Here is a 23,548-nt window from a genome sequence, read left to right on the forward strand (position 1 = left end):
AGGCTACCCGGCGGGTCGGAGCGTCCGCGTCATGGGGGCGCGGGTCGCGACGGCGCCGGCGAGGGCCGCCGCGATGAACGGGAGGAGGTTCACGAGGATGAACGACAGGCCGATGGTCGACCAGATCCCGCTGATGACGACCGACGAGAGCAGCAGCAGGATCAGGGTGGAGAGGGCGAGCGGGACGACCGCCGCACCGAGTCGGGGACCCCGGACGCCCTGGACGAGCAGCCACACGAGGGTCGCGGCCGAGGCGACGAGGCCGGCGCCGAGCCAGTAGTCGATCCGCAGGGGCCCCTGCAGGATCAGGGCCCAGGTGACGCCGAGGGCGAGCAGTGCGACGGCGCCCAGGCGGCGCGCGCGCCGAGGCGCCCGGCTCAGGAGCGCCCCGGTCGCCACGCACACGGCGGGGACGAGGGACGCCAGAGCGACGATCCCCCCTGCGGCGACGTGGCGGGCCGGGGTGCCGATGAAGGAGCCGAGCAGGACGAGGGCGAACGAGCTCGCGAGCATGGACAGCAGCGCGGTGACGACGAGGAGGGGCACGGTCGGGATGGTGTGCGGGGAGGGGCGGATGGCGGGAGCGGACGTGGTCATGAGGTTCTCCGTGATGGTCTGTCGAGGTGATCGGCGGTGGAGGATCGCGGTGCTGAGCGCGCCCGCGACGAGTGCGGAACGGGCCATGCCGAGCTCGTCGGCGTCGCGCAGGTCGGCGGCCCACTGCTCCCGCCGGTGATCGCGGTGCGCGGCGGTCGAGAGCACGACGGCCAGCTGGAGCAGCGCCTCCTCGACGTTCTCGGCGACGATCGCGACGCCTCGCTCGATGCGGCTCACGGTGTCACCGCCCCGCCGCGCGTGATCGCCGGCGCCGACCGCGTCGGGACGGTCGGCGTGGCACGAGCCGCCACGAGGTCCTGCGCGGCCGACCTCCCCTCGGAGGTGAAGTCGTAGAAGCGGCGCCGTGGGCCTGCGCGCTCGGCGTCGTCCTCCCATGACGACGTCAACCAGCCGAGGCGTTCGAGACGCTCGAGCACGGGGTACACCGTTCCGGGGAGGCGGCCCGTCTCGCGGATGATCACGAGCCCCCAGGTGGGCCCGCCGCCGCCCAGCAGGGCCGTGAGCACGTCGAGGGTCGGCGCGGTGACGCGGGTGATGGGGTCCATGTCGCTAAAGCTACCTATATCGAATAAGGCGCGCAAGCCCAGTCGGCGATCAGCGACACGGCGACGTCGAACGCGTCGAGACGGGGTCGGTTCAAGAAGGCGTGGTTCGTGCCCGGGAGCACGTGGTGCTCGACGGCGGCTCCCGAGGCGGCGAGCTCGGCTGCGAACCGGCCTCCGGATGCGCTCATGTCGTCGTGCTCCGCGTCCACGACGAGAGTGCGCGGGAACCCGTCCAGGTCGTGGCCGCCGGGGAAGGTGAGGCGATCGGAGAGGGCCCGGCGGGAACCGGCGTAGTTGCGGTTCGCCGCGTCGAGGGCCCAGGGTGCATGCGTCAGTCGGCGGTGACCGCGCGATCGCCGCCCGGCGTCCGGCACTCGGGGGTGCGCGGCGTGGAAGAACCCGTAGGCGAACACGGCCCCGGCGGGACGGGCCCCCTCGTCGAGGGCGCGGAGGGTCGCTCCGGCGGCGAGGCAGGCCCCCGCGCTCGCACCTCCCAGGAGCACTCCTCCGGACGTGCGGGCGCTCACCTGGTGATAGGCGCGGAGCACGTCGTCGAGCGCCAGGGGGAACCGGCCTCGCGGTCGTCCGCCCCGCGCGCCGACCCAGGGCAGGCCCGGCGGAGGCGCGAGCCGGTAGTCGACCGTCACGACGGCCAGTCCGCGTCGGGCCAGCGCCCGGGCGACGTCATGCGCCTCGGGCTGATCGAGGCCGCCTCGGAAGAAGCCTCCGCCGTGCAGCCACAGCAGGGTCGGGCCGGTCGTCGGCCGTGCGCCGGAGGGGTACCAGCGGAGGGGCGCGGCGGTGGGAGGCATGGGGCAACCCTGGCAGACCGTTCGTCGTGTCCGTCATCCGTGCACGGCTCCGAACCGGTGTCCATCAAACGAAGCCGGGGTACGGAAGGGGCCCGCGCATGTACCCCGACGGGTCGGTACATGCGCGGACCGAGCGCGCCAGAGGGGTGCGACACGTTCGGCTCCCCGACGGGACACACCCCCAGTCCAGGGGTCGTCCGCGCCATGCCGACCGAGCCGGCCCGGGGCCGGGTCCGGTCGATAGGCCTTCTGATCAGCATTTCTTGTCCTCCGCGAATCGTCATCCACAAAACGAATCCGCCTGCGCGGAAGCTATCCCGTAAACGAACGCGCGTCCCCCGCGGAAGTCGTGTTCAACAGACTCTGAGGAACCTCACCGCGAGGTTCCATCCCCGCTCGATCACGAGCCCGACCTCAGGATTCCTCCATGGCCCCCATTCGACGCGACGACACCGTCGTCCGGTCCGCCCGGCTCCCCGCGCTGCTGCTGGCCGCCGGCCGGCCCCTCTTCGCGTTCCACATGGAGATGTACCGCCGAGAGGTCTCGGCCTCGATCTTCCCGCGAGACGAACGATGCGCGCCCATCGCCGGACCGAACCCCGAGCGGATCGCCTTCATCGGCAGCGTCGCCGTCTCCGGACTCGGGGTGCTGAGCCACGGGATGACGACCTCCAGCCAGACCGCCCGTCGCGTGGCCCGGGCTCGGGGACGTGGCCTCTCGTGGTCCGAGCTGACCTCCCCTGTCCTGACCGCCCGCACGGCGGCCACGATGCCGACCCTCCTGGCCGAGGGTGCGAGCGCCGCCGTGGTCTTCCTCGGCATCGCCGACGTCCTGTCGGTGACGAGCGCAGACGACTGGGAGCGCGATCTGCGCCTCCTGATCGCCAAGGTCCGCGACGAGGCGGGCGAGGGCTGCGCGGTCGTCTTCGCCGCGATCCCCCCGATGGGCGACTTCCGCTCCATCCCGCCCGTCGCCAAGCGACTGATCGCAGCCCAGATCGACCGTCTGAACGCGGTCACCGAGCGCCTCGCCCGCGACCTGGTCGGTGTGGACCACGTGCCCTTCCCCACCTGGGAACTCGACGGCATGTTCGTCCAGGACCTCTTCTCGTGGTCGACCATGCACCGCAAGTGGGCCGAGGCCGTCGCGCCGCGAGTGCACGCCGCCCTCGACGGCGTCGACGCCCGTCGCGTCGCCGACGAGCGGGAGGTGCCGGCCGTCGTGCCCGTCGCCTCCACCCCGCGATCCGTCGTGGACGTCGTCGAGACGGTCTAGCCCTCCTCGCGCACGACGACGGGCCGCCCACCTGAATCGGTGGGCGGCCCGTCGTGTGTTTCGGCGGCCGGCTGGCGCGTCCGCCTCAGCCGCGTCCGACGCGCGGGGCGCGAACGCTGGCGCTTCCGCTTTCAGCCGCGTCCGACGCGCTGGAGCGCGTCGGCGCTCGGGGCGCGAACGCTGGCGCGTCCGCCTCAGCCCCGAGCGCCCATCAGGTGCTCGAGAGCGAGCTGCTGCAGGCGGACGAAGCCGTAGCCGTGACCGCCGAAGTGGGCCGCCGCGTCGAAGTCCTCGTAGGAGGCGCGATCGGAGAGCAGGGCCTCGTAGCCCTCTCCCTCGGCGAGAGTGGGCACCGACAGCTCGGCGACCTGGCTGGCGACCAGCGCCTCCTGCACCTCGGGGTCGGCGCGGAAGGCCTGTGCGCGCTCCTTCAGCAGCAGGTACATGCGCATGTTGGCGGCGGCGGACTCCCACACGCCCTCGATGGTCTCGGTGCGCGACGGCTTGTAGTCGAAGTGGCGCGGGCCGTCGTAGGCGGGCCCGCCCTGCGGGGCGCCGTGCTCGAGCAGGTCGACGAGCGAGAACGCGTTCTGCAGGTCGCCGTGGCCGAAGACGAGGTCCTGGTCGTATTTGATGCCGCGCTGACCGTTGAGGTCGATGTGGAACAGCTTGCCCTGGTAGAGCGCCTGCGCGATCCCCGCCGTGAAGTTCAGGCCGGCCATCTGCTCGTGCCCGACCTCGGGGTTGACCCCGAACAGCTCGGGTCGCTCGAGCGTGTCGATGAACGCGATCGCGTGGCCGAGCGTCGGCAGCAGGATGTCGCCACGGGGCTCGTTCGGCTTGGGCTCGATGGCGAAGCGCAGTCCGTAGCCCTTGTCGGTCACGTACTGGGCGAGCATGTCGACGCCCTCCTTGTAGCGCGACAGCGCGGCCTGCACGTCCTTGGCGCTGTCGTACTCGGCGCCCTCTCGGCCGCCCCACATGACGAAGGTCTCGGCGCCGAGCTCGGCGGCGAGGTCGATGTTGCGCAGCACCTTGCGCAGGGCGAAGCGACGGACGCCGCGGTCGTTCGACGTGAAGCCGCCGTCCTTGAAGACGGGCGCGCTGAAGAGGTTGGTGGTGACCATCGGCACGACGATGCCGGTCGCGTCCAGCGCGCCCTTGAGACGGTCGATCTGCTTCTGACGCTCGGCGTCGGTCGAGCCGAAGGCGAAGAGGTCGTCATCGTGGAAGGTGAGGCCGTAGGCGCCGAGACGGTCGAGGTTCTCGACGGCCTCGACCACGTCCAGGTCGGGGCGGGTCGGTCCGCCGAACGGGTCGGCGCCGGTGTAGCCGATCGTCCAGAGGCCGAACGAGAACTTGTCTTCGCGGGTGGGGGTGACGGACATCGGTGTCCCTTTCGTGGTCGAGGTCGCGATCCGTCAGGAGGCGGTGGTCGCGATTGTTGTCAGCCCCAACTTATACGCCGCACGGCGTGCGGTCGAGTGTTCTGCCGCATTTGTTGACCGTGGCGACAAACCGGTTGCGCACGGGCCGCCCGCTGTCGTAGTGTCACGACACGAACCTCGTCGAAGCGCTTCGCGGACACGAGGACGACCATCGACGACGACGAGAGGGCGTGGGCACCATGGCGACGATCCACGACGTGGCGCAGGCCGCGGGAGTCTCGATCTCGACGGTCTCGTACGCGCTCTCCGGCAAGCGCTCGATCGCGTCGAGCACCCGCCAGCGGGTCACCGACGCCGTCGAGCGGCTCGGCTACCGGCCCCACGCCGGGGCGCGCATGCTGGCCGGCACCCGGACGAACATCCTCGCCCTGAGCGCGCCGATCCGCGCCGACAACCACCAGCCCACGCAGATGCGGTTCGTCACGGCCGTCGTGGAGGCCGCGCGCCGCCGCGACTACGACGTACTGCTGCTCGCCACCGACGACGAGGTCTCGGGCATCCGCCGCGTCGCGTCCAGCTCGCTCGTCGACGGTGTCGTGGCGCTCGGCGTCGCGACGGTCGACGAGCGCGTCGACCTCGTCCGCGAGCTCGGCCTGCCCGCGGGCTTCATCGGCATCCCGCGCGACGTCGACGACCTGGCCTGCATCGACCTCGACTTCCGGTCGGCGGCCGAGCTCGGCGTCGACCGCCTCGCCGACCTCGGGCACACGTCGATCGGCGTGATCGGGCACCCGGCGTCGTACAACCAGCGCGACACCGGCTTCATCCGCCGTTTCGACGACGCCTTCGCCGCTCGTGCGGCCGAGCGCGACGTCGCGACCCTGACGATCGCCACCGACCTGGGTCGGGCGCCCGCGACCCGGGCCCTCGACGAGCTGCGCGAGCGGCTGCCGGCGATGACGGCGCTCGTGCTGCACTGCAGCGAGCCGACGGCCGAGGCCGTGCTGCACCGGCTCCGACGCCTGGGCGTCGAGATCCCCCGCGACCTCTCGGTGCTCGCGGCCTGCGCGAGCTACGCGGCCGACGAGCTCGACCCCGCCCTCGACACCATCCCGCTGCCGATCGACGAGATGTGCTCCCGCGCGGTCGACGCCGCGTTCGAGCGCATCGACGGCCGGACCGACACCGGCGTCGAGCTGATCGCGCCCACCTACCTGGCGAAGGGGTCGGTCATCGAGCCGGCCCGCGCCTCCTGAACCTCACCGTCCCGCACCACCGCACCACCGCACCGACGCACCCGCACCACCGTCACATCTCGCACCATCACCGCACGACACCCGCACCGCCGCTCGCCGTCAATCGTCGAAACGCTTCGACACCCCGAGCGCGGGCACTCTACAAGGAGGTAGAACGATGAACACACGACGCATCCTCGCGGCGGGCACGGCCTTCGCGGCCACCGCCGCCCTGCTGGCCGGCTGCTCCGCCGGCGGAGGGTCATCCGACCCGAACACCCTGAAGCTCTGGCACTTCGAGGGCCAGGAGAGCGCCATGGGCATCGCCTGGAACGAGGCCATCGAGGTCTTCGAGGAGGAGACCGGCGCGAAGGTCGAGTTCGAGGAGAAGAGCTTCGAGCAGATCCGCTCGACCGCCAGCCAGGTGCTCAACTCGAACGAGGCACCCGACATCCTCGAGTACAACAAGGGCAACGCGACCGCGGGTCTGCTCGCCAGCCAGGGCCTGCTCGCCAACATGGACGACGCCGTCGCCGAGTACGGCTGGGAGGACGACCTCGCCCCGTCGATCGCCACCACCTCGAAGTACGACGAGAACGGGATCATGGGCTCGGGCAGCTGGTACGGCATCCCGAACTACGGCGAGTACGTCGAGGTCTACTACAACAAGGACATGTTCGACGAGTACGGCGTCGAGGTGCCGACCACGTACGACGAGTTCGAGACCGCGCTGCAGACCTTCGCCGACGACGGCGTGACGCCGCTGGCCGAGGCCGGCGCCGAGTACCCGCTCGGTCAGCTCTTCTACCAGCTCGCCCTGAGCCAGGCCGACCGCTCGTTCGTCGACGACTACCAGCTCTACGAGGGCGACGTCGACTGGCAGGGCCCCGAGCTCAGCTACGCGGCCGACAAGCTCGAGGAGTACGTCGACAACGGCTGGATCTCCAAGGACGTCACCGGCATCAAGGCCGAGGACATGGGCGTCTCGTGGATGAAGGGCGAGGCGCCGATCATGGTGTCCGGCTCGTGGTGGTACGGACGTGCCGTCACCGAGGCGACCGGCTTCGAGTGGGGCACGTTCCTGTTCCCGGGCAGCGAGATGGCACCGGGCTCGGGCGGCAACCTCTGGGTCGTGCCCGAGAACGCCGCGAACAAGGACCTCGCGTACCAGTTCATCGACATCACGATGCGACCCGAGATCCAGAACCTGATCGGCAACAACGGCGGGGTCCCGGTCAAGGCGGACCCGGCCGACATCACCGACCCCAAGAGCCAGGAGCTGATCGCGAACTTCAACACGCTGGTCGAGCGCGACGGCCTGGCCTTCTACCCCGACTGGCCCACGCCGACCTTCTACGACCAGCTCGTGGCCGGGACGCAGGAGCTGGTCAATGGCACCACGTCGCCGTCCGAGATGCTGACCACCCTGGGCGACCAGTACCAGAGCGGCGTCGACGACATCACGGGCCGGTAGTCCGATGACCTCCGTCGACACCGAGGAGGCGCGCGAGAGCCGGGAGGGTCGGCGCACCACGCCGACCGTCCCGGCCCCCACGGGGCGGCAGGGCCGCCCGCCCCGCACCGCCCTCCCGCCCGAGCAGAGCCTGCTGCCGGGTGCGAGCCGCCGTGGCTTCTGGCTGTACCTGATCCCCGGCTTCGTGCTGTTCACGGTCATCGTGCTCGTGCCGCTGATCTGGAACGTCTACCTCAGCTTCACCGACTACCGAGGCATCCGACCGCCGACCTGGGCGGGCCTCGACAACTGGCGCGAGCTGCTGGTCGACGATCGCTTCTGGACGTCGTTCCTCAACAGCGTGTTCCTGATCATCGCCATGGTCGTGGTGCCGACGGTGCTCGGCCTGCTGCTCGCGGCGATGCTCTTCGACCTGATCGGCCGCAAGTTCGGCGGTCGTCTCGCGTCGTTCCTGCGGGCGACCTACTACCTGCCGCAGATCCTGCCGGTGGCCATCGCGGCCATCGTGATCGGCTGGATCCTCCGACCCGAGAACGGCGCGCTGAACACCGTGCTCGACGCGATCGGGCTCGGCGCCCTCCAGCACAACTGGCTCGGCAGCCCGGACACGGCGCTGCTCAGCATCATGGTAGTGATGGTCTGGGTCCAGCTCGGCTACCCCGTCGTCATCTTCATGGCCGCCCTGCAGCGGGTCGACCCCGAGCTGTACGAGGCCGCCGAGCTCGACGGCGCGGGCTGGTTCCAGCGATTCCGCGCGATCACGGTCAGCATCATCCGCCCCGAGATCTTCGTCGTCGTCCTGACCTGCACCATCGCCGCGCTCAAGGTCTTCGGGCCGATCTACGCGCTCACCCGCGGCGGCCCCGGCGACTCGACGATCGTGCCGAGCTACTACGCCTACAGCGAGTTCTTCCAGAGCCAGCAGGTCGGCTACGGCGCGACCATCGCGACGGCCCTCACCCTGGTGATCGTCGTCATCACCATCTTCTTCATCCAGGCCCAGAACCGGGTCGAACGAGCCGAGAGGGAACGTTGATGGCCACCACCCTCGTCCCGCCCGTGGAGGACGGCCGCACCCGGTCGTCGATCCCCTCACCGCGCCTGCCGAAGGCGAAGCAGCGCAAGAGGAAGAAGACCGTCGCCGACTGGGTCATCCTGGGCGCGGCGATCGCGTTCGGCGTGCTGGTCGCTCTGCCGTTCCTCCTGATCCTGGTCAACTCGTTCAAGTCGCCGCAGGACTACACGAACGGCGGCCCGCTGAGCCTGCCGACGGCCATCTACCTCGACGGGATCGTCGCGTTCTGGGAGCGCGTCGACTTCCCGGCCAAGCTCTGGAACAGCTTCGTGATCTCGGGCGTCGTGGCCCTGGCCGCCGTCGTCATCTCGGTGCTCAACGCCTACGCGCTCGGCATCGGCCGGGTGCGCGGCCGCACCTGGATCATCATCCTGTTCCTGCTGGCGAACATGCTGCCGCAGGAGGCGCTGCTCTACCCGCTGTACTTCATGTTCAAGCAGGTGGGCCTCTACGACAACATCTGGGCGGTCATCATCATCTTCACCGTGATCCAGAGCGCCTTCGGCACCTATCTGCTGTCGAGCGTCTACGGCACGTTCCCGAAGGAGGTGCTCGAGGCCGCGTCGCTCGACGGGGCCAGCCGGTGGCAGATCCTCTGGCGGGTGATCGTGCCGATCAGCCGGCCGACCCTGTCGGTGCTCGCGATCTTCTTCTTCATCTGGACCTGGAACGAGTTCCTGATCCCGTTGACGTTCCTCGTCTCGAACTCCAACCAGACGGTGCCGGTCGCCATCACGGCGCTGCAGGGCGACCGCCTGATGGACGTCACCACGACCAGCGCGTCGGCGCTGCTGGGCCTCATCCCGACGCTCGTGTTCTTCCTCATCTTCCAGCGCACCCTCACCCGCGGCATCACCGCGGGCGCGGTCAAGTGACGCGTTCCACTCCGAAAGGCACCACATGAAGTTCACCGACGGTTTCTGGCAGACCCGACCGGGGGTCGAGTCGCTCTTCGCCCAGGAGGCCTACGACGTCGAGCCCCGCTCGGACGGCCGCTCGATCGAGGTCACCGCGCCCACCAAGGTGATCGCCTCGCGCGGGGACACCCTCAACCGGCCGACCCTCACGGTCGCCCTGAGCTCGCCGATGGAGGGCGTCATCGCCGTCGAGGTCACGCACTTCGCCGGCGGGCGCGACGAGATCGGGTTCGACCTGGTCGGGGCCGAGGGCGGACCGGCGGGCGTCGGGGTCGTCGAGGAGACCGAGGGAGGCGCGACCCTGACCTCGGGGCGCCTCACCGCCACCGTGGGTCGCGGCGCGCCGTTTGACCTCGCCTTCCGCGACGGCGACACCGTCCTCACCCGCTCTGGCCACAAGTCGGTCGGCTACCACCGGGTCGCCGCCGACGCGCAGGTCGACGGGGCCATGCTCGGCAACGCGCGGGCCGGCACCGGGCGCGTCCTCGCCCCGAGCTACGTGTCGCAGCAGCTCTCGCTGGGCGTCGGCGAGCTCGTCTACGGCCTCGGCGAGCGCTTCGGGCCGCTGGTGAAGAACGGCCAGACCGTCGACGTGTGGAACGCCGACGGGGGCACGTCGAGCGAGCAGGCCTACAAGAACGTGCCCTTCTACCTGACGAACCGCGGCTACGGCGTGCTCGTCGACCACCCGGGCCACGTCTCGTACGAGATCGGCTCGGAGTCGGTCGAGCGGGTGCAGTTCTCGGTGGCGGGGGAGACCCTCCGCTACCTGGTGATCGCGGGCCCGACGCCGGCCGACGTGCTCGACCGCTACACGCGCCTGACCGGTCGCCCCGCCCACGTGCCCGCCTGGTCCTACGGGCTCTGGCTCTCGACCTCGTTCACGACCGACTACGACGAGGAGACCGTCACCGCGTTCGTCGACGAGATGGCCGCGCGCGACATGCCGATCAGCGTGTTCCACTTCGACTGCTTCTGGATGCGCGAGTTCCAGTGGTGCGACTTCGAGTGGGACGCTCGGGTCTTCCCCGACCCGGAGGGCATGCTCGCCCGACTGCACGAGCGCGACCTGCGGGTCTGCGTCTGGATCAACCCCTACATCGGGCAGCGCTCGAAGCTGTTCCGCGAGGCGGCCGACGCCGGCTACCTGGTGAGGAACCCCGACGGCAGCGTCTGGCAGTGGGACCTCTGGCAGGCCGGGATGGGCCTGGTCGACTTCACGAACCCCGACGCGACGGAGTGGTTCCAGGGCAAGCTCCGCGAGCTGCAGGCCCAGGGAGTCGACGCGTTCAAGACCGACTTCGGCGAGCGCATCCCGACCGACGTCGTCTGGCACGACGGCTCCGACCCCGAGCGCATGCACAACTGGTACACGCAGCTCTACAACAAGGCCGTCTTCGACGTGCTCGAGGAGGTGCGCGGCGAGGGCGACGCGGTCGTCTTCGCCCGTTCCGCGACGACCGGCGGCCAGGCGCTCCCGGTGCACTGGGGCGGCGACTCGACGTCGACCTTCGAGTCGATGGCCGAGACCCTGCGCGGCGGTCTCTCGCTGGCGATGAGCGGCTTCTCGTTCTGGAGCCACGACATCGGCGGCTTCGAGGGCACCCCCGACCCCGACGTCTACAAGCGCTGGACGGCGTTCGGCCTGCTCTCCAGCCACAGCCGGTTCCACGGCAGCAGCTCGGTGCGCGTGCCGTGGGCGTTCGACGACGAGGCCGTCGAGGTGACCCGGGTGTTCACGAAGCTCAAGCTGCGGCTCATGCCCTACCTCTACGCGGCAGGGCTCGAGTCGGCTCGCACCGGTCTGCCGGTCATGCGTCCGATGGCGCTGGCGTTCCCGGGCGACCGCGGCGCGGCGCACGTCGACACCCAGTACCTGCTCGGCGACGACCTGCTCGTCGCCCCGGTGTTCTCCGCGGACGGCACGGTCGAGGTCTACCTGCCGGCCGGGCGCTGGACGAACTGGTTCACGGGCGAGGTCGTCGACGCCGGCTCGGGCGTCTGGCGAACCGAGACGCACGATGTCATGAGCCTGCCGCTCTACCTCCGAGAGGGGGCCGTCATCCCGCTCGGCGCTCGCGACGACCGCCCCGACCACGACTACCTCGACGGTCTGACGCTCCGGGTCGTGGCCGGGCCGGACGCCGAGCGGACGGTGACGGTGACGACGCCGGACGGCACGTCCGCCGACTTCGTCGTGACCAGCCGAGGAGGCGCGGTGTCGGTGGATTCCGCCGCCTCCGCGGCAGGGCGGCCGGCTCCGCACCTCGAGCGCTTCGGCCAGGGCTGGGGCTGACGCCGTCCCTCCTCGATATCGGGTCGGCTGTCGCGAGCCGGTACGCTCGGCCCGGGAGGCCACGTGACGATCGAACTCGGGGCGCGCGCCGACGGGGTGCGCCAGGCGAACCTGTCGACGCTGCTCGGTCTGGTGCACGCCGCCGGCCCCCGATCGCGCTCGGCCCTCACCCAGGCCACGGGCCTCAACCGCTCGACCATCGCCGCGCTGGTGGGGGAGCTGGTCGACCGCGGCCTCGTCGTCGAGACCGACCCGGTGGGCGTCGCCCGCGTGGGGCGGCCGAGCCCGATGGTCGCCGCCAGCCGCGACGTCGTGGCCTATGCGGTCAACCCCGAGATCGACGCCGTCACGGTCGGAGTCGTCGGCCTCGACGGCGTCGTGCGGTCGCGGGTCCGGCGTGAGACGGACGGCGTCCCGACGGCGGAGGGCGCTGCGGCGATCGCGGCGAGCGTCATCGAGGGTCTCCGGGTCGACTCGCCCGGCGTGGTCGAGGTGGGGGTCGGTCTGGCCGTCCCCGGTCTGGTCCGTGCCGACGGGGGTCTCGTGCGGCTGGCGCCGCACCTCGGCTGGGTCGACGAGCCGTTCGCCGAGCTGGTCGCCGAGGCGACCGGGCTGCCCGCCCGGGCGGCGAACGACGCCTCGGCCGCCGCGGTGGCCGAGGGGCGCTTCGGTGCGGGCCGCGGCGTCGACGACCTGGTGTTCCTCAACGGCGGTGCGAGCGGTGTCGGCGGGGGAGTCCTGGTCGGCGGTGAGCCCCTCGTCGGCTCGGGCGGCTATGCCGGGGAGATCGGGCACACCCTCGTCAACAGCGTGGGTCGGCTCTGCCACTGCGGTGCGACCGGCTGCCTCGAGACCGAGGTGGGCCAGGCGGCGCTGCTCGCCGCGACCGGGCTCGACCGCTCGCAGGCCGACGAGCTCGCGGCCGCACTCGCGGCGTCCGCTCCCGGTTCCGAGGCGCGGGTCGAGGTGCATCGGCAGGTCGATCAGCTGTCGATCGCCCTGCGCAACGTCGTCAACGTCTTCGACCCGTCGCTGATCGTGCTCGGCGGGTTCCTCGGGTCGCTGCTGGCCGCCGAGCCCGAGCGTCTGCTCTCGGGCGTGACCGTGCAGGCGCTGCCCGGGTCCGCCGACGACCTCCGCATCGTCCGGGCCGAGCTCGGGGCCGACCGCCTCACGATCGGCGCCGCGGAGCTCGCCTTCGCGCGCCTCCTCGCGGACCCCGCCGGCGCCCGCCTCCCCTGACCGCCCCGCCCTGCTCGCCCCCCTTCGTGCAAATCGCGACAACAAGGGAGGAGAGGGCGCTGTAAAAGCGTCTTTTCGAGGAGTTGCGTCTGCAGAAGTCGGGTTCGGTACGCGAAGCGCGTGTGGCCGGGGAGGCGCGGGGGGCGTCTTGTCGGGTTCGGTACGCAAGCGGGTGTGAGCGGAAAGGCGCGGGCTTCGTCCCGTGGGTTGTGCAAATCGCGACAACGGCAAGGCGGACCAGGCTATGAAGGCGCCTTTTCGGGGTGTCGCGCAGGCATAGGTCGGGTTCGGTACGCGAAGCGGGTGTGGACCGGGAGGCGCGGGCTGCGTTCTGTCGGGTTCGGTACGCGAAGCGGGTGTGGACCGGGAGGCGCGGGCTGCGTTCTGTCGGGTTCGGTACGCAAAGGGGTGTGGGCCAGGAGGCGCGGGCTGCGTCCTGTCGGGTTCGGTACGCAAAGGGGTGCGGGCCGGGAGGCGCTGACTGCGTCCCGTCGCGTCCGGCGCCGCCCGCGGCACCCATGCAGCCCGCTGCGCTGACGCCGCTCACGCCGCTCACGCCGCGCGCGGCACCCGCGCCGCGCGCGGCACCCGCGCCGCGCGCGCCACCCGCGGCGCCCACGGCGCCCTGGGACTCAGGCGTGCGCGTGCGGCTCGGAGTTGGCCCACACCGACGCCGCGGCCGGCCCGGCCAGTTCGACGGTGCCGAGCGGGCGGTCGTGCGCGTCCGTCAACACGACCTGCAGCGACCCCGCGTAGTCGCGGCGCTCGCCGACGCGCACGTGCGCGCCGACCCGCAGGTCGAGCGAGCTCAGGTAGCGCAGCAGCTCGGGCTCGTCGTCGGACACCCGGACGACGAAGCCGCACTCCCCTTCGGCGAACTCGCCCAGCTGGTGGGCCGGCGGTCGCACGATCGTGCCGTCGGTCGCGGGGATCGGGTCGCCGTGCGGGTCGGCGGTGGGACGGCCGAGCTCCGCGTCGAACGCCTCGAGCAGCCGATCGCTGACGGCGTGCTCGAGCACCTCGGCCTCGTCGTGCACCTCGTCCCACGAGTAGCCGAGCCGCTCGACGAGGTAGGTCTCGATCAGGCGGTGCCTCCGCACGACGGCGACGGCGATCGCACGGCCGGTGTCGGTGAGGGCGATGCGCCGGTACGGCTCGTAGTCGATGTAGCCGTCGCGCTCGAGCTTGCGCAGATTGCCCGACACGGTCGAGGCGCCGACGCCGAGGATCGCCGCGATCTCGTTCGTCGTGATGCCCGTCTCGGCGCCGGCGGCGGCCCACTCGTCGGCTTTCCAGATGACCTTGAGGTAGTTCTCGGTCATCGTCGAGGGCGCCGACCCGGCTTCCGTTGGCATGCCTCGATTCTAGGCGGCGGGCCCAGCTCTCCCGGCCGCGGCGGGTGGCGGTCGTCGGCGGCGGGTCAGCGCTGACCCGCCCCCGGTGAAGCGGACCCGCCGCCGCCACGCTGACCCGCCGCCCATGACGTCAACCCGCCGCCGGTGAACCCGACCCGCCGCGGCACGCTCAGACGCGGGCCCGCCCCGGCACGCTCAGACGCCGACCCGCCGCGGCACGCTCAGACGCGGGCCCGCCGCCGCACGCACAGCGCGTGCGCAGACCCGCCCGCCCCCGCGCCCCCTACGGCCGCGACAGCGACCCCAGCGCCTGCGCCTCGCGGTAGCGCGCCGAGATGGCGGGCTGCGGCTCCGGGTCGAAGGAGGCGCTGGTCGACAGGCCCCACCGGGGTCGCGTCCCCGAGAGGGCCCAGGCCGCCTGGCGGGCGGCGCCGTCGGCGACGTACTCGCCGGGCGAGGGCACGACCACGGGGACGTCGAACACCTGGGCGGCCACCGCCTGGACGGCCGGGTTGAGGGCGGCCCCGCCGATCAGCAGGGCCCGCCGCACCTCGACGCCCTGGTCGCGCACCGCGGCGGCCCCGTCGGCGAGGGCGGAGAGCATGCCCTCGATGGCGGCGCGGGCGAGGTTCTCGCGGGTGGTCGAGGCGAGGGTGAGACCGGACAGGGTCGCCGTCGCATCGGGCAGGTCGGGGGTCCGTTCGCCCTCGAAGTACGGCACGAGCGAGAGGCCGCCCGATCCCGGCTGGGCGGCGAGGGCCAGGCGGGCGAACTCATCGTGATCGACGCCGAGCAGCGTGCCGATCGAGGCGAGCACGCGGGCCGCGTTCAACGTGGCGACGAGCGGCAGGAACCCTCCCGCGGCGTCGGCGAACCCGGCGACCGTGCCGTCGCCGTCGGTCACGGGCGCGTCGGTCACGGCGAACGCGGTGCCGCTCGTGCCGATGCTGATCACGAGATCGCCGACGGTGGCGTCGAGCCCCAGGGCGGCGCCGGCGTTGTCGCCCGCCCCGGCGCCGACGACGAGCCCCGCGGGGACGGGACCGTGCGCGACCGTGGTGCCCGCCGCCTCCTCGGCCTGCAGCACGCGGGGGAGCACGACGCGACCGTCGGCCGTCGAGGTGACGCTTTCGGGGCTCTCGCCCGTCGGAGCGGCACCCGACGCGTCACCTCGATCGGCGCCGCCGGCCTCGCGGCCGGCTCGGCCGAGCGCGCGCTCGAACAGGTCGAGGTCGTAGGCCTCGTCGGCGGGGCTCCAGTACGAGGTGCCGCTGGCGTCGGACCGGTCGGTGACGAGGGCCTCGAGGTCGGGGCCGAGAGCCGAGGAGGCGCGGGTCCCGTACCCGAGGAGTCGCCAGGTCAGCCAGTCGTGCGGCAGCGCCACCGCGGCGACCCGGGCGGCGTTCTCGGGTTCGGCGTCGCGCAGCCAGCGGAGCTTCGTGGCGGTGAACGACGCGACCGGCACCGATCCCGTCCGGCGGGCGTACTCGGCGGCGCCGACCTCGTCGATGAGGTCGTGGGCGGCCCGGGCGCTGCGGGTGTCGTTCCAGAGCAGGGCGTCGCGGACGACGGCCCCGTCGGAGTCGAGGGCGACGAGGCCGTGCTGCTGACCCGCGACCGAGATCGCCGCGACGTCGTCGAGACCGCCGGCCGCCTCGATGGCGGCGACCAGCGCCTCCCACCAGGCCTCGGGCGGCACCTCGGTGCCCTCCGGGTGCTTCGCGGTGCCCTGCCGCACGAGGCGTCCGGTGTCGGCCTCGCGGACGACGACCTTGCAGCTCTGGGTGGACGAGTCCACTCCGGCCACCAGCGTCGGGTTCGTGGGTGTTTCGGTCGTCACGGACAACTCCTCGTCGAGTCTCGGGTGGGGTGATGCGGGTGGGGCGTCAGGGGCGTCGGTCGAGCAGTCCGACGAGCGCCTCGGCCAGCGTACTGTCCACGACGAGGTGCGTGACGAACCCGGCTCGTGCCGCCGCGACCACGGCCTCGGCCCGGCCAGCGCCGTGGGCCACGGCGATCACCTGCGGGGTCGCGGCGAGCTGGTCGATCCGCACGCCGATCAGCCGGTCGTCGAGCGACGTGGTCACGTGGCGGCCCTCGGCGTTGAACAGGCGCCCCGAGATCTCGCCGACGGCTCCTCCGGCGGCGGCCTCGTCGCGGTCGCCGGCCGCGACCTTCTCCCAGACGCTCGACTCGCCCCGGCTCCAGCCGCCGATCGCGACGACGGCGAGGTCGAGGCGGTCGGCCCGGTCGAGGGCCTCGGCGATCTCGGGCTGACGCATCAGGTCGCGTGCCGTCGAGGCGTTGTCGACGACGAGAGGCGCGTGGATGGGCAGCGTGGTGATCTCGGCGGAGCCGCCGAGGGTGCCGATCACCTGCGGCAGCGTGCCCGATCCGGCGATCTGCAGAGCCCCGGCCAGTTGCACGATCGTGCACGGCGGCAGGTCGGGCATGGAGCGCGCGGCGAGGTCCATCGTGCGCGACCACGAGATGCCGACGGTGGTGCGCGGGCGGAGGGTGTGCGTCAGGGCGGTCATCACCGCGGTGCCGACGCGTTCGCCGCCCTGGCGGGCCGTGACGTCGGCGACGTCGACCACCTGGACGCGGTCGATGCCGAGCAGGTGGGCGAGGTCGTCGTCGAGCGACGGGCGACGCGGGTCGTTGATCGCGATCGAGACGACGCCGTTCTCACGGGCGCTCCGCAGCAGCTTCGCGACCTGGAACCGGCTCAGGCCGAACCGCGTCGCGAGGTCCACCTTCGAGCGGTCCTCCACGTAGTACGCGCGGGCCAGGTCGGCCATCAGGATCCGCTGCTCGCGGTCGGGCCCGGGGGTTCGTCGCTCCATGCTGTCGCTTTCTCGAGGTCACGCCATTGTGTCTCATCTGAGCCCTCTTGCACATCTGCGTCAGTCGTGTCAGACTCCTGCACATCTGAGGAGGCGCGCTCATCTGAGCGATCCAGCATCGCCTCACCCGACGCACCGCTCGTCACGACCAATGGAGGTCCCGTGAGATCAGTCAACCGAGCCAGCAAGCTCACGATCGCGATGTCGGTGGGCGTCGCAGCAGCCCTCGGGCTCAGCGCCTGCGGAGGTGCCGGCGGATCGTCGGCGTCCGGCGGCGACGACGAGGTCAACGTGCTGATGGTCAACAACCCGCAGATGGTCGACCTGCAGAAGCTCACCGCCGATTCCTTCACGAAGGACACCGGCATCAAGGTGAACTACACCGTGCTGCCCGAGAACGACGTCCGCGCCAAGATCAGCCAGGAGTTCTCGAGCCAGGCCGGTCAGTACGACGTCGCCTCGCTCAGCAACTACGAGGTGCCGAGCTACGCGGCCAACGGCTGGCTCTCGCCGCTCGACGACACCGTGGCGGCCAGCAGCGACTTCGACCAGAGCGACATCCTCGAGCCGATGACCAAGGCCCTCACCGGCGCCGACGGCAAGCTCTACGCCGAGCCGTTCTACGGCGAGTCGTCGTTCCTGATGTACCGCACCGACGTCTTCGAGAAGGCCGGCGTGACGATGCCCGACAACCCCACCTGGCAGGAGGTCGCCGATCTCGCGGCCCAGGTCGACGGGGTCGAGGACGGCATGAAGGGCATCTGCCTGCGCGGCCAGCCCGGCTGGGGCCAGATCTTCGCCCCGCTCACCACCGTGGTCAACACGTTCGGCGGCACCTGGTTCGACGAGAACTGGGACGCCGAGGTCGACAGCCCCGAGTTCACGGAGGCCGTCGACTTCTACGTGAAGCTCGTGCAGGACCACGGCGAGTCCGGCGCCCCGCAGGCCGGCTTCACCGAGTGCCTCAACAACCTCCAGCAGGGCAAGGTCGCCATGTGGTACGACGCCACCAGCGCCGCCGGCAGCCTCGAAGCGGACGACTCGCCCGTCAAGGGCAAGATCGGCTACGCCGCCGCACCGGTCGTCGACACCGCCAGCTCGGGCTGGCTGTACACCTGGGCCTGGGGCATCCAGAAGGCCGGCAAGAACCAGGACGCCGCGGCGAAGTTCGTCGAGTGGGCCTCGAGCAAGGAGTACGAGGAGCTCGTCGCCGAGAAGATCGGCTGGTCGAGCGTCCCCGCCGGCAAGCGAGCCAGCACCTACGACAACCCCGACTACCAGGCCGCGGCCGCTCCGTTCTATCAGCAGACCGAGGACGCCATCACGAGCGCCGACCCCGACAACCCCGGCGTGCAGCCGCGTCCGGCCCCCGGCATCCAGTTCGTCGCCGTGCCCGAGTTCGCCGACATGGCCACTCAGGTCTCGCAGGACGTGAGCGCGGCGATCGCCGGCAAGCAGACCGTCGAGGAGGCGCTGTCCACCGGGCAGGGACTGGCCGAGAAGGTCAGCGAGAAGTACCAGAAGTAGTCATGACCGCCACCGTCGAAGCACCGGCTCCGCACGAGCCCCGGCCCTCGGCCCCGGGTTTCCGCACTCCTCGCAAGGATGCGGCGACCCTGGCCAGGGCCGGGGCGTGGGCCCGCCGGGCCCCGCTCCTCCCCGCCCTGATCTTCGTGATCGCGGTCACCCAGGTGCCGTTCGTGATCACGATCATCGTGTCGTTCGTCAACTGGAACTCGCTCTACCCGAACGACGTCGCCTTCGGCGGGTTCGACAACTACATCAACGTGTTCACGGACGCGAACATGCGGATGTCGGTGCTGACGACGATCATCCTGACCGTGACGGTCGTGCTCGTGAGCCTCGTGCTCGGCATGGTGGTCGCGATGCTGCTCGACCGCAGCTTCCTCGGCCGCGGCGTCGTTCGGACGATCATGATCGCCCCGTTCCTGGTCGTGCCCGTCGCGGCGGCCCTGGTCTGGAAGCACGCGCTCTTCAACCCCGAGTACGGCCTGTTCAACGGGGCGCTCAACTGGCTCTTCGGCCTGTTCGGCGCCACGGCCCCGCAGCCGGACTGGATCACGAACAACCCCCTGATCGCGGTCGAGGCCGCGCTCATCTGGCAGTGGACGCCGTTCATGATGCTCATCCTGCTGGCCGGCCTGCAGAGCCGACCGCTCGACGTCATCGAGGCCGCCCGGGTCGACGGCGCGTCGGCGTGGCAGGTCTTCCGCTTCATGACGCTGCCGCACATGCGCCGCTACCTGGAGCTCGCGGCCCTGCTCGGCTCCATCTACATCGTCCAGAACTTCGACGCGGTGTTCACCATCACCTCGGGCGGTCTCGGCACGGCGAACCTGCCGTACACGATCTACCAGCAGTTCTTCCAGGCGCACGACTACGGCGCGGCCTCGGCCGCCGGCGTGATCGTCGTGATCGGGACGATCGTCATCGCGACCTTCGCCCTGCGCAGCGTCTCCACGCTTCTCAAGGAGGAGAACCGATGACCGCACCCACCCTCGACCGGCCCGCGACCGTCGCGACCCGACGGAGCAGGCCGGCCCGCGCCTCCTCGGCTCCCGGGGTCCTCGCAGGGCGCAGTCGCCGCGGTCGTGCCGGCGGGGCCCTGCTCGGGCTCGTCGCCTGGCTGGTCGGGCTCGCGTTCTTCGCGCCGGTCGCCTGGATGGTGCTGACCAGCTTCCACAGCGAGACCGACGCGGCCACGAACCCGCCGTCGATCCTCGCGCCGCTCACCCTCGACGGCTACGCGAACTTCTTCGGCGCCAGCTCGGGGGCCAGTCCGTGGCCGCCGTTGATCAACAGTGCGACGGCGTCGATCCTCTCCACGCTGCTCGTGCTCGTGCTGGCCCTGCCGGCCGCCTACGCGCTCAGCATCCGGCCGGTGCGGAAGTGGTCCGACGTGATGTTCTTCTTCCTGTCGACCAAGATGCTGCCGATGGTCGCCGGTCTGCTGCCGATCTACCTGATCGCGTCGCGGCTCGGAGCCCTCGACAGCGTCGGCCTGCTGATCGTGCTCTACACGTCGATGAACCTGCCCATCGCGATCTGGATGCTCCGGTCGTTCCTGTCCGAGATCCCGGTCGAGATCCTCGAGGCCGCGGCCATCGACGGCGCGAGCCTGCCGTCGATCTTCCGCCGCATCATCGTGCCGATCTCGGGCCCCGGCCTGGCCGCCACCGCGCTGATCTGCTTCATCTTCAGCTGGAACGAGCTCCTCTTCGCGAGCGTGCTGACCAGCACGCAGGCGTTCACCGCGCCGGTCTTCCTCACGAGCTTCGTCACGAGTCAGGGGCTGTTCCTCGCCCAGGTCTGCGCCGCCGCCGTCGCGGTGTCGTTCCCGGTGCTGGTCGCCGGGTTCGCCGCCCAGGACAAGCTCGTCCAGGGACTCTCGCTCGGCGCCGTCAAGTAGACCGCGCCTCCCCGCTTCCGTCATCGCCTCACCCGCACCACGTCAGGAGTCACCATGACCGACACCCACGCCCCCACCACGCCCGTCGTGCTCTCGCCCGACACCCTCGGCGCCGTCGCCGCCACCGGAGTCGCGGTGCCGGGCTACGACCGCGCCGGACTCGTCGCCGGCATCGTCCACTTCGGCGTCGGCGGGTTCCATCGCGCCCATCAGGCGATGGTGATCGACCGGCTGCTGTCCGAGGGGAAGGCTCGCGACTTCGCGATCTGCGGCGTCGGCGTGCTCGAGCAGGACAGGCGGATGAAGGAGGTGATGGACGCCCAGGGCGGCCTCTACACGCTCGTGCTCAAGCACCCGGACGGATCGAGGGAGGCGCGGGTCATCGGCAGCATCGTCGACTACCTGCTCGCGGTCGACGACCCCGAGGGCGTCATCGAGAGGATGGCCTCGCCCGAGACCCGGATCGTGTCGCTGACCGTGACCGAGGGCGGCTACAACTTCCACCACGTGACCGGGGAGTTCGACGAGTCGACGCCGGCGGTCGTCGCGGACCTCGAGGCGGTCCGGTCGGGCGGCCTGCCGCACACGACCTTCGGGCTGGTCACCGCGGCGCTGCAGCGTCGGCGCGAGCGCGGGATCGAGCCGTTCACCGTGATGTCGTGCGACAACATCCCCGGCAACGGGCACGTCGCCAAGCAGATGTTCTCGGCGTACGCGGCGCTCGTCGACCCGGAGCTCGCCGAGTGGATGAGGGCGACGGTGTCGTTCCCGAACTGCATGGTCGACCGCATCACCCCGGTCACGAGCGACGACGACCGGGCCGAGGTGCGCGACGGGCTCGGCATCGACGACGCCTGGCCGGTCGTGGCCGAGCCCTTCTTCCAGTGGGTGCTCGAGGACGACTTCCCGCTCGGCCGGCCGGCCTACGAGGACGCCGACGTGCAGCTGGTCGACGACGTCGAGCCCTACGAGTTCATGAAGCTGCGGCTGCTCAACGCCAGCCACCAGGGCCTGTGCTACTTCGGCTACCTCTCGGGGTACCGCTACGCGCACGAGGCCACCTCCGACCCGGCGATCGCGGGCTTCCTCCGCGACTACATGGACCTCGAGGCCACGCCCACCCTCCCCGAGGTGCCCGGCATCGACCTCGACCGCTACAAGGCGACGCTGATCGAGCGGTTCCAGAATCCCGAGGTGCGCGACACCCTGGCGCGTCTCTGCGCCGAGTCGAGCGACCGGATCCCCAAGTGGCTGCTCCCGGTGGTGCGCGAGAACCTCGCCTCGGGCGGCGCGATCACGCGGTCGGCCGCGATCGTCGCGAGCTGGGCCCGGTACGCCGAGGCCGTCGACGAGCAGGGCGACCCGATCACCATCGTCGACCGTCTGGCCGAGCGGCTGACGGCGGCGGCGCTCACGCAGCGCGACGACCGGCTGGCGTTCCTCCGCGACCGCGAGGTGTTCGGCGACCTCGTCGACGACGAGCGCTTCACCGCGGCCTACCTCGACGCCCTCGACGGGCTGATCGCCGACGGGGCCCACGCCACCGTCGAACGGCTCGCGGCGCTGCCCCGCGACTGACCACGGACGCCGAGGAGGCGCGGTGCCGGTCCCCGAGACCGGCACCGCGCCTCCTCGTCCCGCGTCCGGTCGCGTGCGCGGAGCCTGTCGGTAGACTCAAGTGCACCTCAGCCGGTGCGTTCCCCCGACGTGAGGAGAGAACCATGCCCGCAGTAGTGATCATCGGCGCCCAGTGGGGCGACGAGGGCAAGGGCAAGGCCACCGACTTGCTCTCGAGCCGCATCGACTACGTCGTCAAGTTCAACGGCGGCAACAACGCCGGTCACACCGTCGTGATCGGCGACCAGAAGTACGCGCTGCACCTGCTGCCCTCCGGCATCCTCTCGCCCGGCGTCACCCCGGTGATCGGCAACGGCGTCGTCGTCGACATCGAGGTGCTCTTCGACGAGCTCGACGCGCTGATCGCCCGCGGCATCGACGTCTCCCGGCTCCGGGTCAGCGCCAACGCGCACGTCATCACGCACTACCACCGCACCCTCGACAAGGTCACCGAGCGGTTCCTGGGCAAGCGCCAGATCGGCACCACGGGTCGCGGCATCGGTCCGACCTACGCCGACAAGATCAACCGCGTCGGCATCCGCATCCAGGACATCTTCGACGAGGGCATCCTCCGGCAGAAGGTCGAGGCGGCCCTCGACCAGAAGAACCACCTGCTGGTGAAGATCTACAACCGGCGCGCGATCGAGGTCGACGAGGTCGTCGAGTCGCTGCTGTCGTACGCCGAGCGGCTGAAGCCGATGGTCGCCGACACGGCGCTCGAGATCCACCAGGCGCTCGAGGCCGACAAGACCGTGCTGTTCGAGGCGGGGCAGGCCACCATGCTCGACGTCGACCACGGCACCTACCCGTTCGTCACCTCGTCGTCCGCCACCGCGGGCGGCGCCTCGACCGGCTCCGGCATCGGCCCGGGCCGCATCGAGCGGGTCATCGGCATCGTCAAGGCCTACACGACGCGCGTCGGCGCCGGCCCGTTCCCGACCGAGCTGTTCGACTCCTCGGGCGAGTTCCTCCGGGCCAACGGCTTCGAGTTCGGCACGACCACCGGCCGTCCGCGTCGCTGCGGCTGGTACGACGCCCCGATCGCGCGCTACACGGCGCGCATCAACGGCGTGACCGACTTCGTGCTGACCAAGCTCGACGTGCTCACCGGTCTCGAGACCATCCCGGTCTGCGTCGCCTACGACGTCGACGGCGTCCGCCACGACGAGGTGCCCGTCTCGCAGAGCGACTTCCACCACGCGACGCCGATCTACGAGGAGTTCCCCGGCTGGACCGAGGACATCACCGGCGCACGCACCTTCGACGACCTGCCGGCGAACGCGCAGCAGTACGTGCTCGCCGTCGAGAGGATGAGCGGCGCGCGGATCTCGGCGATCGGCGTGGGCCCCGGCCGCGACGCGATCGTCGTGCGCCACGACCTGCTCGGCTGATCCGACCGAGGGGCGGCGGGCTGGCAGAATC

19 protein-coding genes are annotated in these 23,548 nt (G+C 71.2%); 12 read left to right on the top strand and 7 right to left on the bottom strand.

Annotated features, from left to right (window positions below; genetic code table 11):
* Positions 1 to 3: 3 nt before the first annotated feature.
* From FFA01_RS05120 to FFA01_RS05130, 3 genes are read right to left on the bottom strand one after another with little or no spacing between them, the layout of a single operon-like run.
* Positions 4 to 834 (bottom strand): hypothetical protein, encoded by an 831-nt coding sequence (locus FFA01_RS05120; RefSeq protein WP_146853650.1) that lies wholly within the window; start codon positions 832 to 834, stop codon positions 4 to 6.
* On the bottom strand, positions 831 to 1,163 hold the full coding sequence (locus tag FFA01_RS05125; RefSeq protein ID WP_146853652.1) for a PadR family transcriptional regulator: 333 nt from the start codon (positions 1,161 to 1,163) through the stop codon (positions 831 to 833). Before FFA01_RS05125 ends, FFA01_RS05120 begins: the two co-directional genes overlap by 4 nt.
* Positions 1,164 to 1,177: 14 nt before the next feature.
* Complete coding sequence (locus tag FFA01_RS05130) at positions 1,178 to 1,975, bottom strand: alpha/beta hydrolase (protein ID WP_146853654.1); 798 nt, start codon at positions 1,973 to 1,975, stop codon at positions 1,178 to 1,180.
* Positions 1,976 to 2,402: 427 nt separating this feature from the next.
* Here FFA01_RS05130 and FFA01_RS05135 point away from each other — a divergent pair, with 427 nt between their 5' ends.
* The gene (locus tag FFA01_RS05135) at positions 2,403 to 3,251 is read left to right on the top strand and encodes a GDSL-type esterase/lipase family protein (protein ID WP_146853656.1); all 849 of its coding nucleotides are present in this window, start codon (positions 2,403 to 2,405) and stop codon (positions 3,249 to 3,251) included.
* Between the two features lie 194 nt (positions 3,252 to 3,445).
* Here FFA01_RS05135 and xylA read toward each other — a convergent pair whose 3' ends face one another.
* Positions 3,446 to 4,639: a xylose isomerase gene (xylA, locus tag FFA01_RS05140; RefSeq protein ID WP_146853658.1), complete on the bottom strand. Its 1,194-nt coding sequence runs from the start codon at positions 4,637 to 4,639 to the stop codon at positions 3,446 to 3,448.
* Positions 4,640 to 4,878: 239 nt separating this feature from the next.
* Here xylA and FFA01_RS05145 point away from each other — a divergent pair, with 239 nt between their 5' ends.
* The 6 genes from FFA01_RS05145 to FFA01_RS05170 all read left to right on the top strand — a co-directional run bounded on the left by FFA01_RS05145 (position 4,879) and on the right by FFA01_RS05170 (position 12,878).
* Positions 4,879 to 5,895 carry a LacI family DNA-binding transcriptional regulator gene (locus tag FFA01_RS05145; protein WP_182501174.1) on the top strand — a complete coding sequence of 339 codons (1,017 nt, stop codon included), beginning with the start codon at positions 4,879 to 4,881 and terminating at the stop codon, positions 5,893 to 5,895.
* A gap of 157 nt (positions 5,896 to 6,052) precedes the next feature.
* Positions 6,053 to 7,348, top strand: a complete 1,296-nt coding sequence (locus FFA01_RS05150) for an ABC transporter substrate-binding protein (protein WP_146853662.1) — start codon at positions 6,053 to 6,055, stop codon at positions 7,346 to 7,348.
* Between the two features lie 4 nt (positions 7,349 to 7,352).
* Positions 7,353 to 8,384, top strand: coding sequence for a carbohydrate ABC transporter permease (locus tag FFA01_RS05155; RefSeq protein ID WP_146853664.1), 1,032 nt, complete (start codon positions 7,353 to 7,355; stop codon positions 8,382 to 8,384).
* Complete coding sequence (locus tag FFA01_RS05160) at positions 8,384 to 9,298, top strand: carbohydrate ABC transporter permease (RefSeq protein WP_146853666.1); 915 nt, start codon at positions 8,384 to 8,386, stop codon at positions 9,296 to 9,298. The genes FFA01_RS05155 and FFA01_RS05160 overlap by 1 nt, the downstream gene beginning before the upstream one ends.
* A 25-nt stretch (positions 9,299 to 9,323) precedes the next feature.
* A complete protein-coding gene (gene yicI, locus FFA01_RS05165; RefSeq protein ID WP_146853668.1) occupies positions 9,324 to 11,636 on the top strand; it encodes an alpha-xylosidase in 2,313 nt (770 codons plus the stop codon).
* Between the two features lie 63 nt (positions 11,637 to 11,699).
* Complete coding sequence (locus FFA01_RS05170) at positions 11,700 to 12,878, top strand: ROK family transcriptional regulator (RefSeq protein ID WP_146853670.1); 1,179 nt, start codon at positions 11,700 to 11,702, stop codon at positions 12,876 to 12,878.
* Positions 12,879 to 13,510: 632 nt separating this feature from the next.
* Here the strand turns inward: FFA01_RS05170 and FFA01_RS05180 are convergent.
* From FFA01_RS05180 to FFA01_RS05190, 3 genes are all read right to left on the bottom strand, one after another.
* Entirely contained in the window at positions 13,511 to 14,233 is a 723-nt protein-coding gene (locus FFA01_RS05180; protein ID WP_146853674.1) for a metal-dependent transcriptional regulator, read from the bottom strand.
* A 283-nt stretch (positions 14,234 to 14,516) separates the two neighbouring features.
* On the bottom strand, positions 14,517 to 16,073 hold the full coding sequence (locus FFA01_RS05185; RefSeq protein ID WP_146853676.1) for a xylulokinase: 1,557 nt from the start codon (positions 16,071 to 16,073) through the stop codon (positions 14,517 to 14,519).
* A 46-nt stretch (positions 16,074 to 16,119) separates the two neighbouring features.
* Positions 16,120 to 17,079 (bottom strand): sugar-binding transcriptional regulator, encoded by a 960-nt coding sequence (locus FFA01_RS05190; RefSeq protein WP_146853678.1) that lies wholly within the window; start codon positions 17,077 to 17,079, stop codon positions 16,120 to 16,122.
* A gap of 201 nt (positions 17,080 to 17,280) precedes the next feature.
* On the opposite strand from FFA01_RS05190, the gene FFA01_RS05195 reads away from it, so the two are divergent.
* From FFA01_RS05195 to FFA01_RS05215, 5 genes are all read left to right on the top strand, one after another.
* A complete protein-coding gene (locus FFA01_RS05195; RefSeq protein ID WP_146853718.1) occupies positions 17,281 to 18,606 on the top strand; it encodes an ABC transporter substrate-binding protein in 1,326 nt (441 codons plus the stop codon).
* A 2-nt stretch (positions 18,607 to 18,608) separates the two neighbouring features.
* Entirely contained in the window at positions 18,609 to 19,586 is a 978-nt protein-coding gene (locus FFA01_RS05200; protein ID WP_146853680.1) for a carbohydrate ABC transporter permease, read from the top strand.
* The gene (locus FFA01_RS05205; protein WP_146853682.1) at positions 19,583 to 20,509 is read left to right on the top strand and encodes a carbohydrate ABC transporter permease; all 927 of its coding nucleotides are present in this window, start codon (positions 19,583 to 19,585) and stop codon (positions 20,507 to 20,509) included. Before FFA01_RS05200 ends, FFA01_RS05205 begins: the two co-directional genes overlap by 4 nt.
* Positions 20,510 to 20,563: 54 nt before the next feature.
* Positions 20,564 to 22,087 (top strand): mannitol dehydrogenase family protein, encoded by a 1,524-nt coding sequence (locus FFA01_RS05210; protein ID WP_146853684.1) that lies wholly within the window; start codon positions 20,564 to 20,566, stop codon positions 22,085 to 22,087.
* A gap of 143 nt (positions 22,088 to 22,230) precedes the next feature.
* Entirely contained in the window at positions 22,231 to 23,517 is a 1,287-nt protein-coding gene (locus FFA01_RS05215) for an adenylosuccinate synthase (RefSeq protein ID WP_146853686.1), read from the top strand.
* Positions 23,518 to 23,548: the final 31 nt, after the last annotated feature.

Source organism: Frigoribacterium faeni, from assembly GCF_007988805.1.
In the GTDB taxonomy this organism is placed as follows: domain Bacteria; phylum Actinomycetota; class Actinomycetes; order Actinomycetales; family Microbacteriaceae; genus Frigoribacterium; species Frigoribacterium faeni.

What these genes read in the sequence shown, in the direction of transcription:
- xylA (WP_146853658.1), bottom strand. Translation starts at nt 4,639, where the DNA reads ATGTCCGTCACCCCCACCCGCGAAGACAAGTTCTCGTTCGGCCTCTGG.
- FFA01_RS05125 (WP_146853652.1), bottom strand. Translation starts at nt 1,163, where the DNA reads ATGGACCCCATCACCCGCGTCACCGCGCCGACCCTCGACGTGCTCACG.
- FFA01_RS05145 (WP_182501174.1), top strand. Translation starts at nt 4,879, where the DNA reads ATGGCGACGATCCACGACGTGGCGCAGGCCGCGGGAGTCTCGATCTCG.
- FFA01_RS05190 (WP_146853678.1), bottom strand. Translation starts at nt 17,079, where the DNA reads ATGGAGCGACGAACCCCCGGGCCCGACCGCGAGCAGCGGATCCTGATG.
- FFA01_RS05150 (WP_146853662.1), top strand. Translation starts at nt 6,053, where the DNA reads ATGAACACACGACGCATCCTCGCGGCGGGCACGGCCTTCGCGGCCACC.
- FFA01_RS05215 (WP_146853686.1), top strand. Translation starts at nt 22,231, where the DNA reads ATGCCCGCAGTAGTGATCATCGGCGCCCAGTGGGGCGACGAGGGCAAG.
- FFA01_RS05200 (WP_146853680.1), top strand. Translation starts at nt 18,609, where the DNA reads ATGACCGCCACCGTCGAAGCACCGGCTCCGCACGAGCCCCGGCCCTCG.
- FFA01_RS05210 (WP_146853684.1), top strand. Translation starts at nt 20,564, where the DNA reads ATGACCGACACCCACGCCCCCACCACGCCCGTCGTGCTCTCGCCCGAC.
- FFA01_RS05180 (WP_146853674.1), bottom strand. Translation starts at nt 14,233, where the DNA reads ATGCCAACGGAAGCCGGGTCGGCGCCCTCGACGATGACCGAGAACTAC.
- FFA01_RS05160 (WP_146853666.1), top strand. Translation starts at nt 8,384, where the DNA reads ATGGCCACCACCCTCGTCCCGCCCGTGGAGGACGGCCGCACCCGGTCG.
- FFA01_RS05155 (WP_146853664.1), top strand. Translation starts at nt 7,353, where the DNA reads ATGACCTCCGTCGACACCGAGGAGGCGCGCGAGAGCCGGGAGGGTCGG.
- FFA01_RS05195 (WP_146853718.1), top strand. Translation starts at nt 17,281, where the DNA reads ATGTCGGTGGGCGTCGCAGCAGCCCTCGGGCTCAGCGCCTGCGGAGGT.
- FFA01_RS05205 (WP_146853682.1), top strand. Translation starts at nt 19,583, where the DNA reads ATGACCGCACCCACCCTCGACCGGCCCGCGACCGTCGCGACCCGACGG.
- FFA01_RS05135 (WP_146853656.1), top strand. Translation starts at nt 2,403, where the DNA reads ATGGCCCCCATTCGACGCGACGACACCGTCGTCCGGTCCGCCCGGCTC.
- yicI (WP_146853668.1), top strand. Translation starts at nt 9,324, where the DNA reads ATGAAGTTCACCGACGGTTTCTGGCAGACCCGACCGGGGGTCGAGTCG.
- FFA01_RS05130 (WP_146853654.1), bottom strand. Translation starts at nt 1,975, where the DNA reads ATGCCTCCCACCGCCGCGCCCCTCCGCTGGTACCCCTCCGGCGCACGG.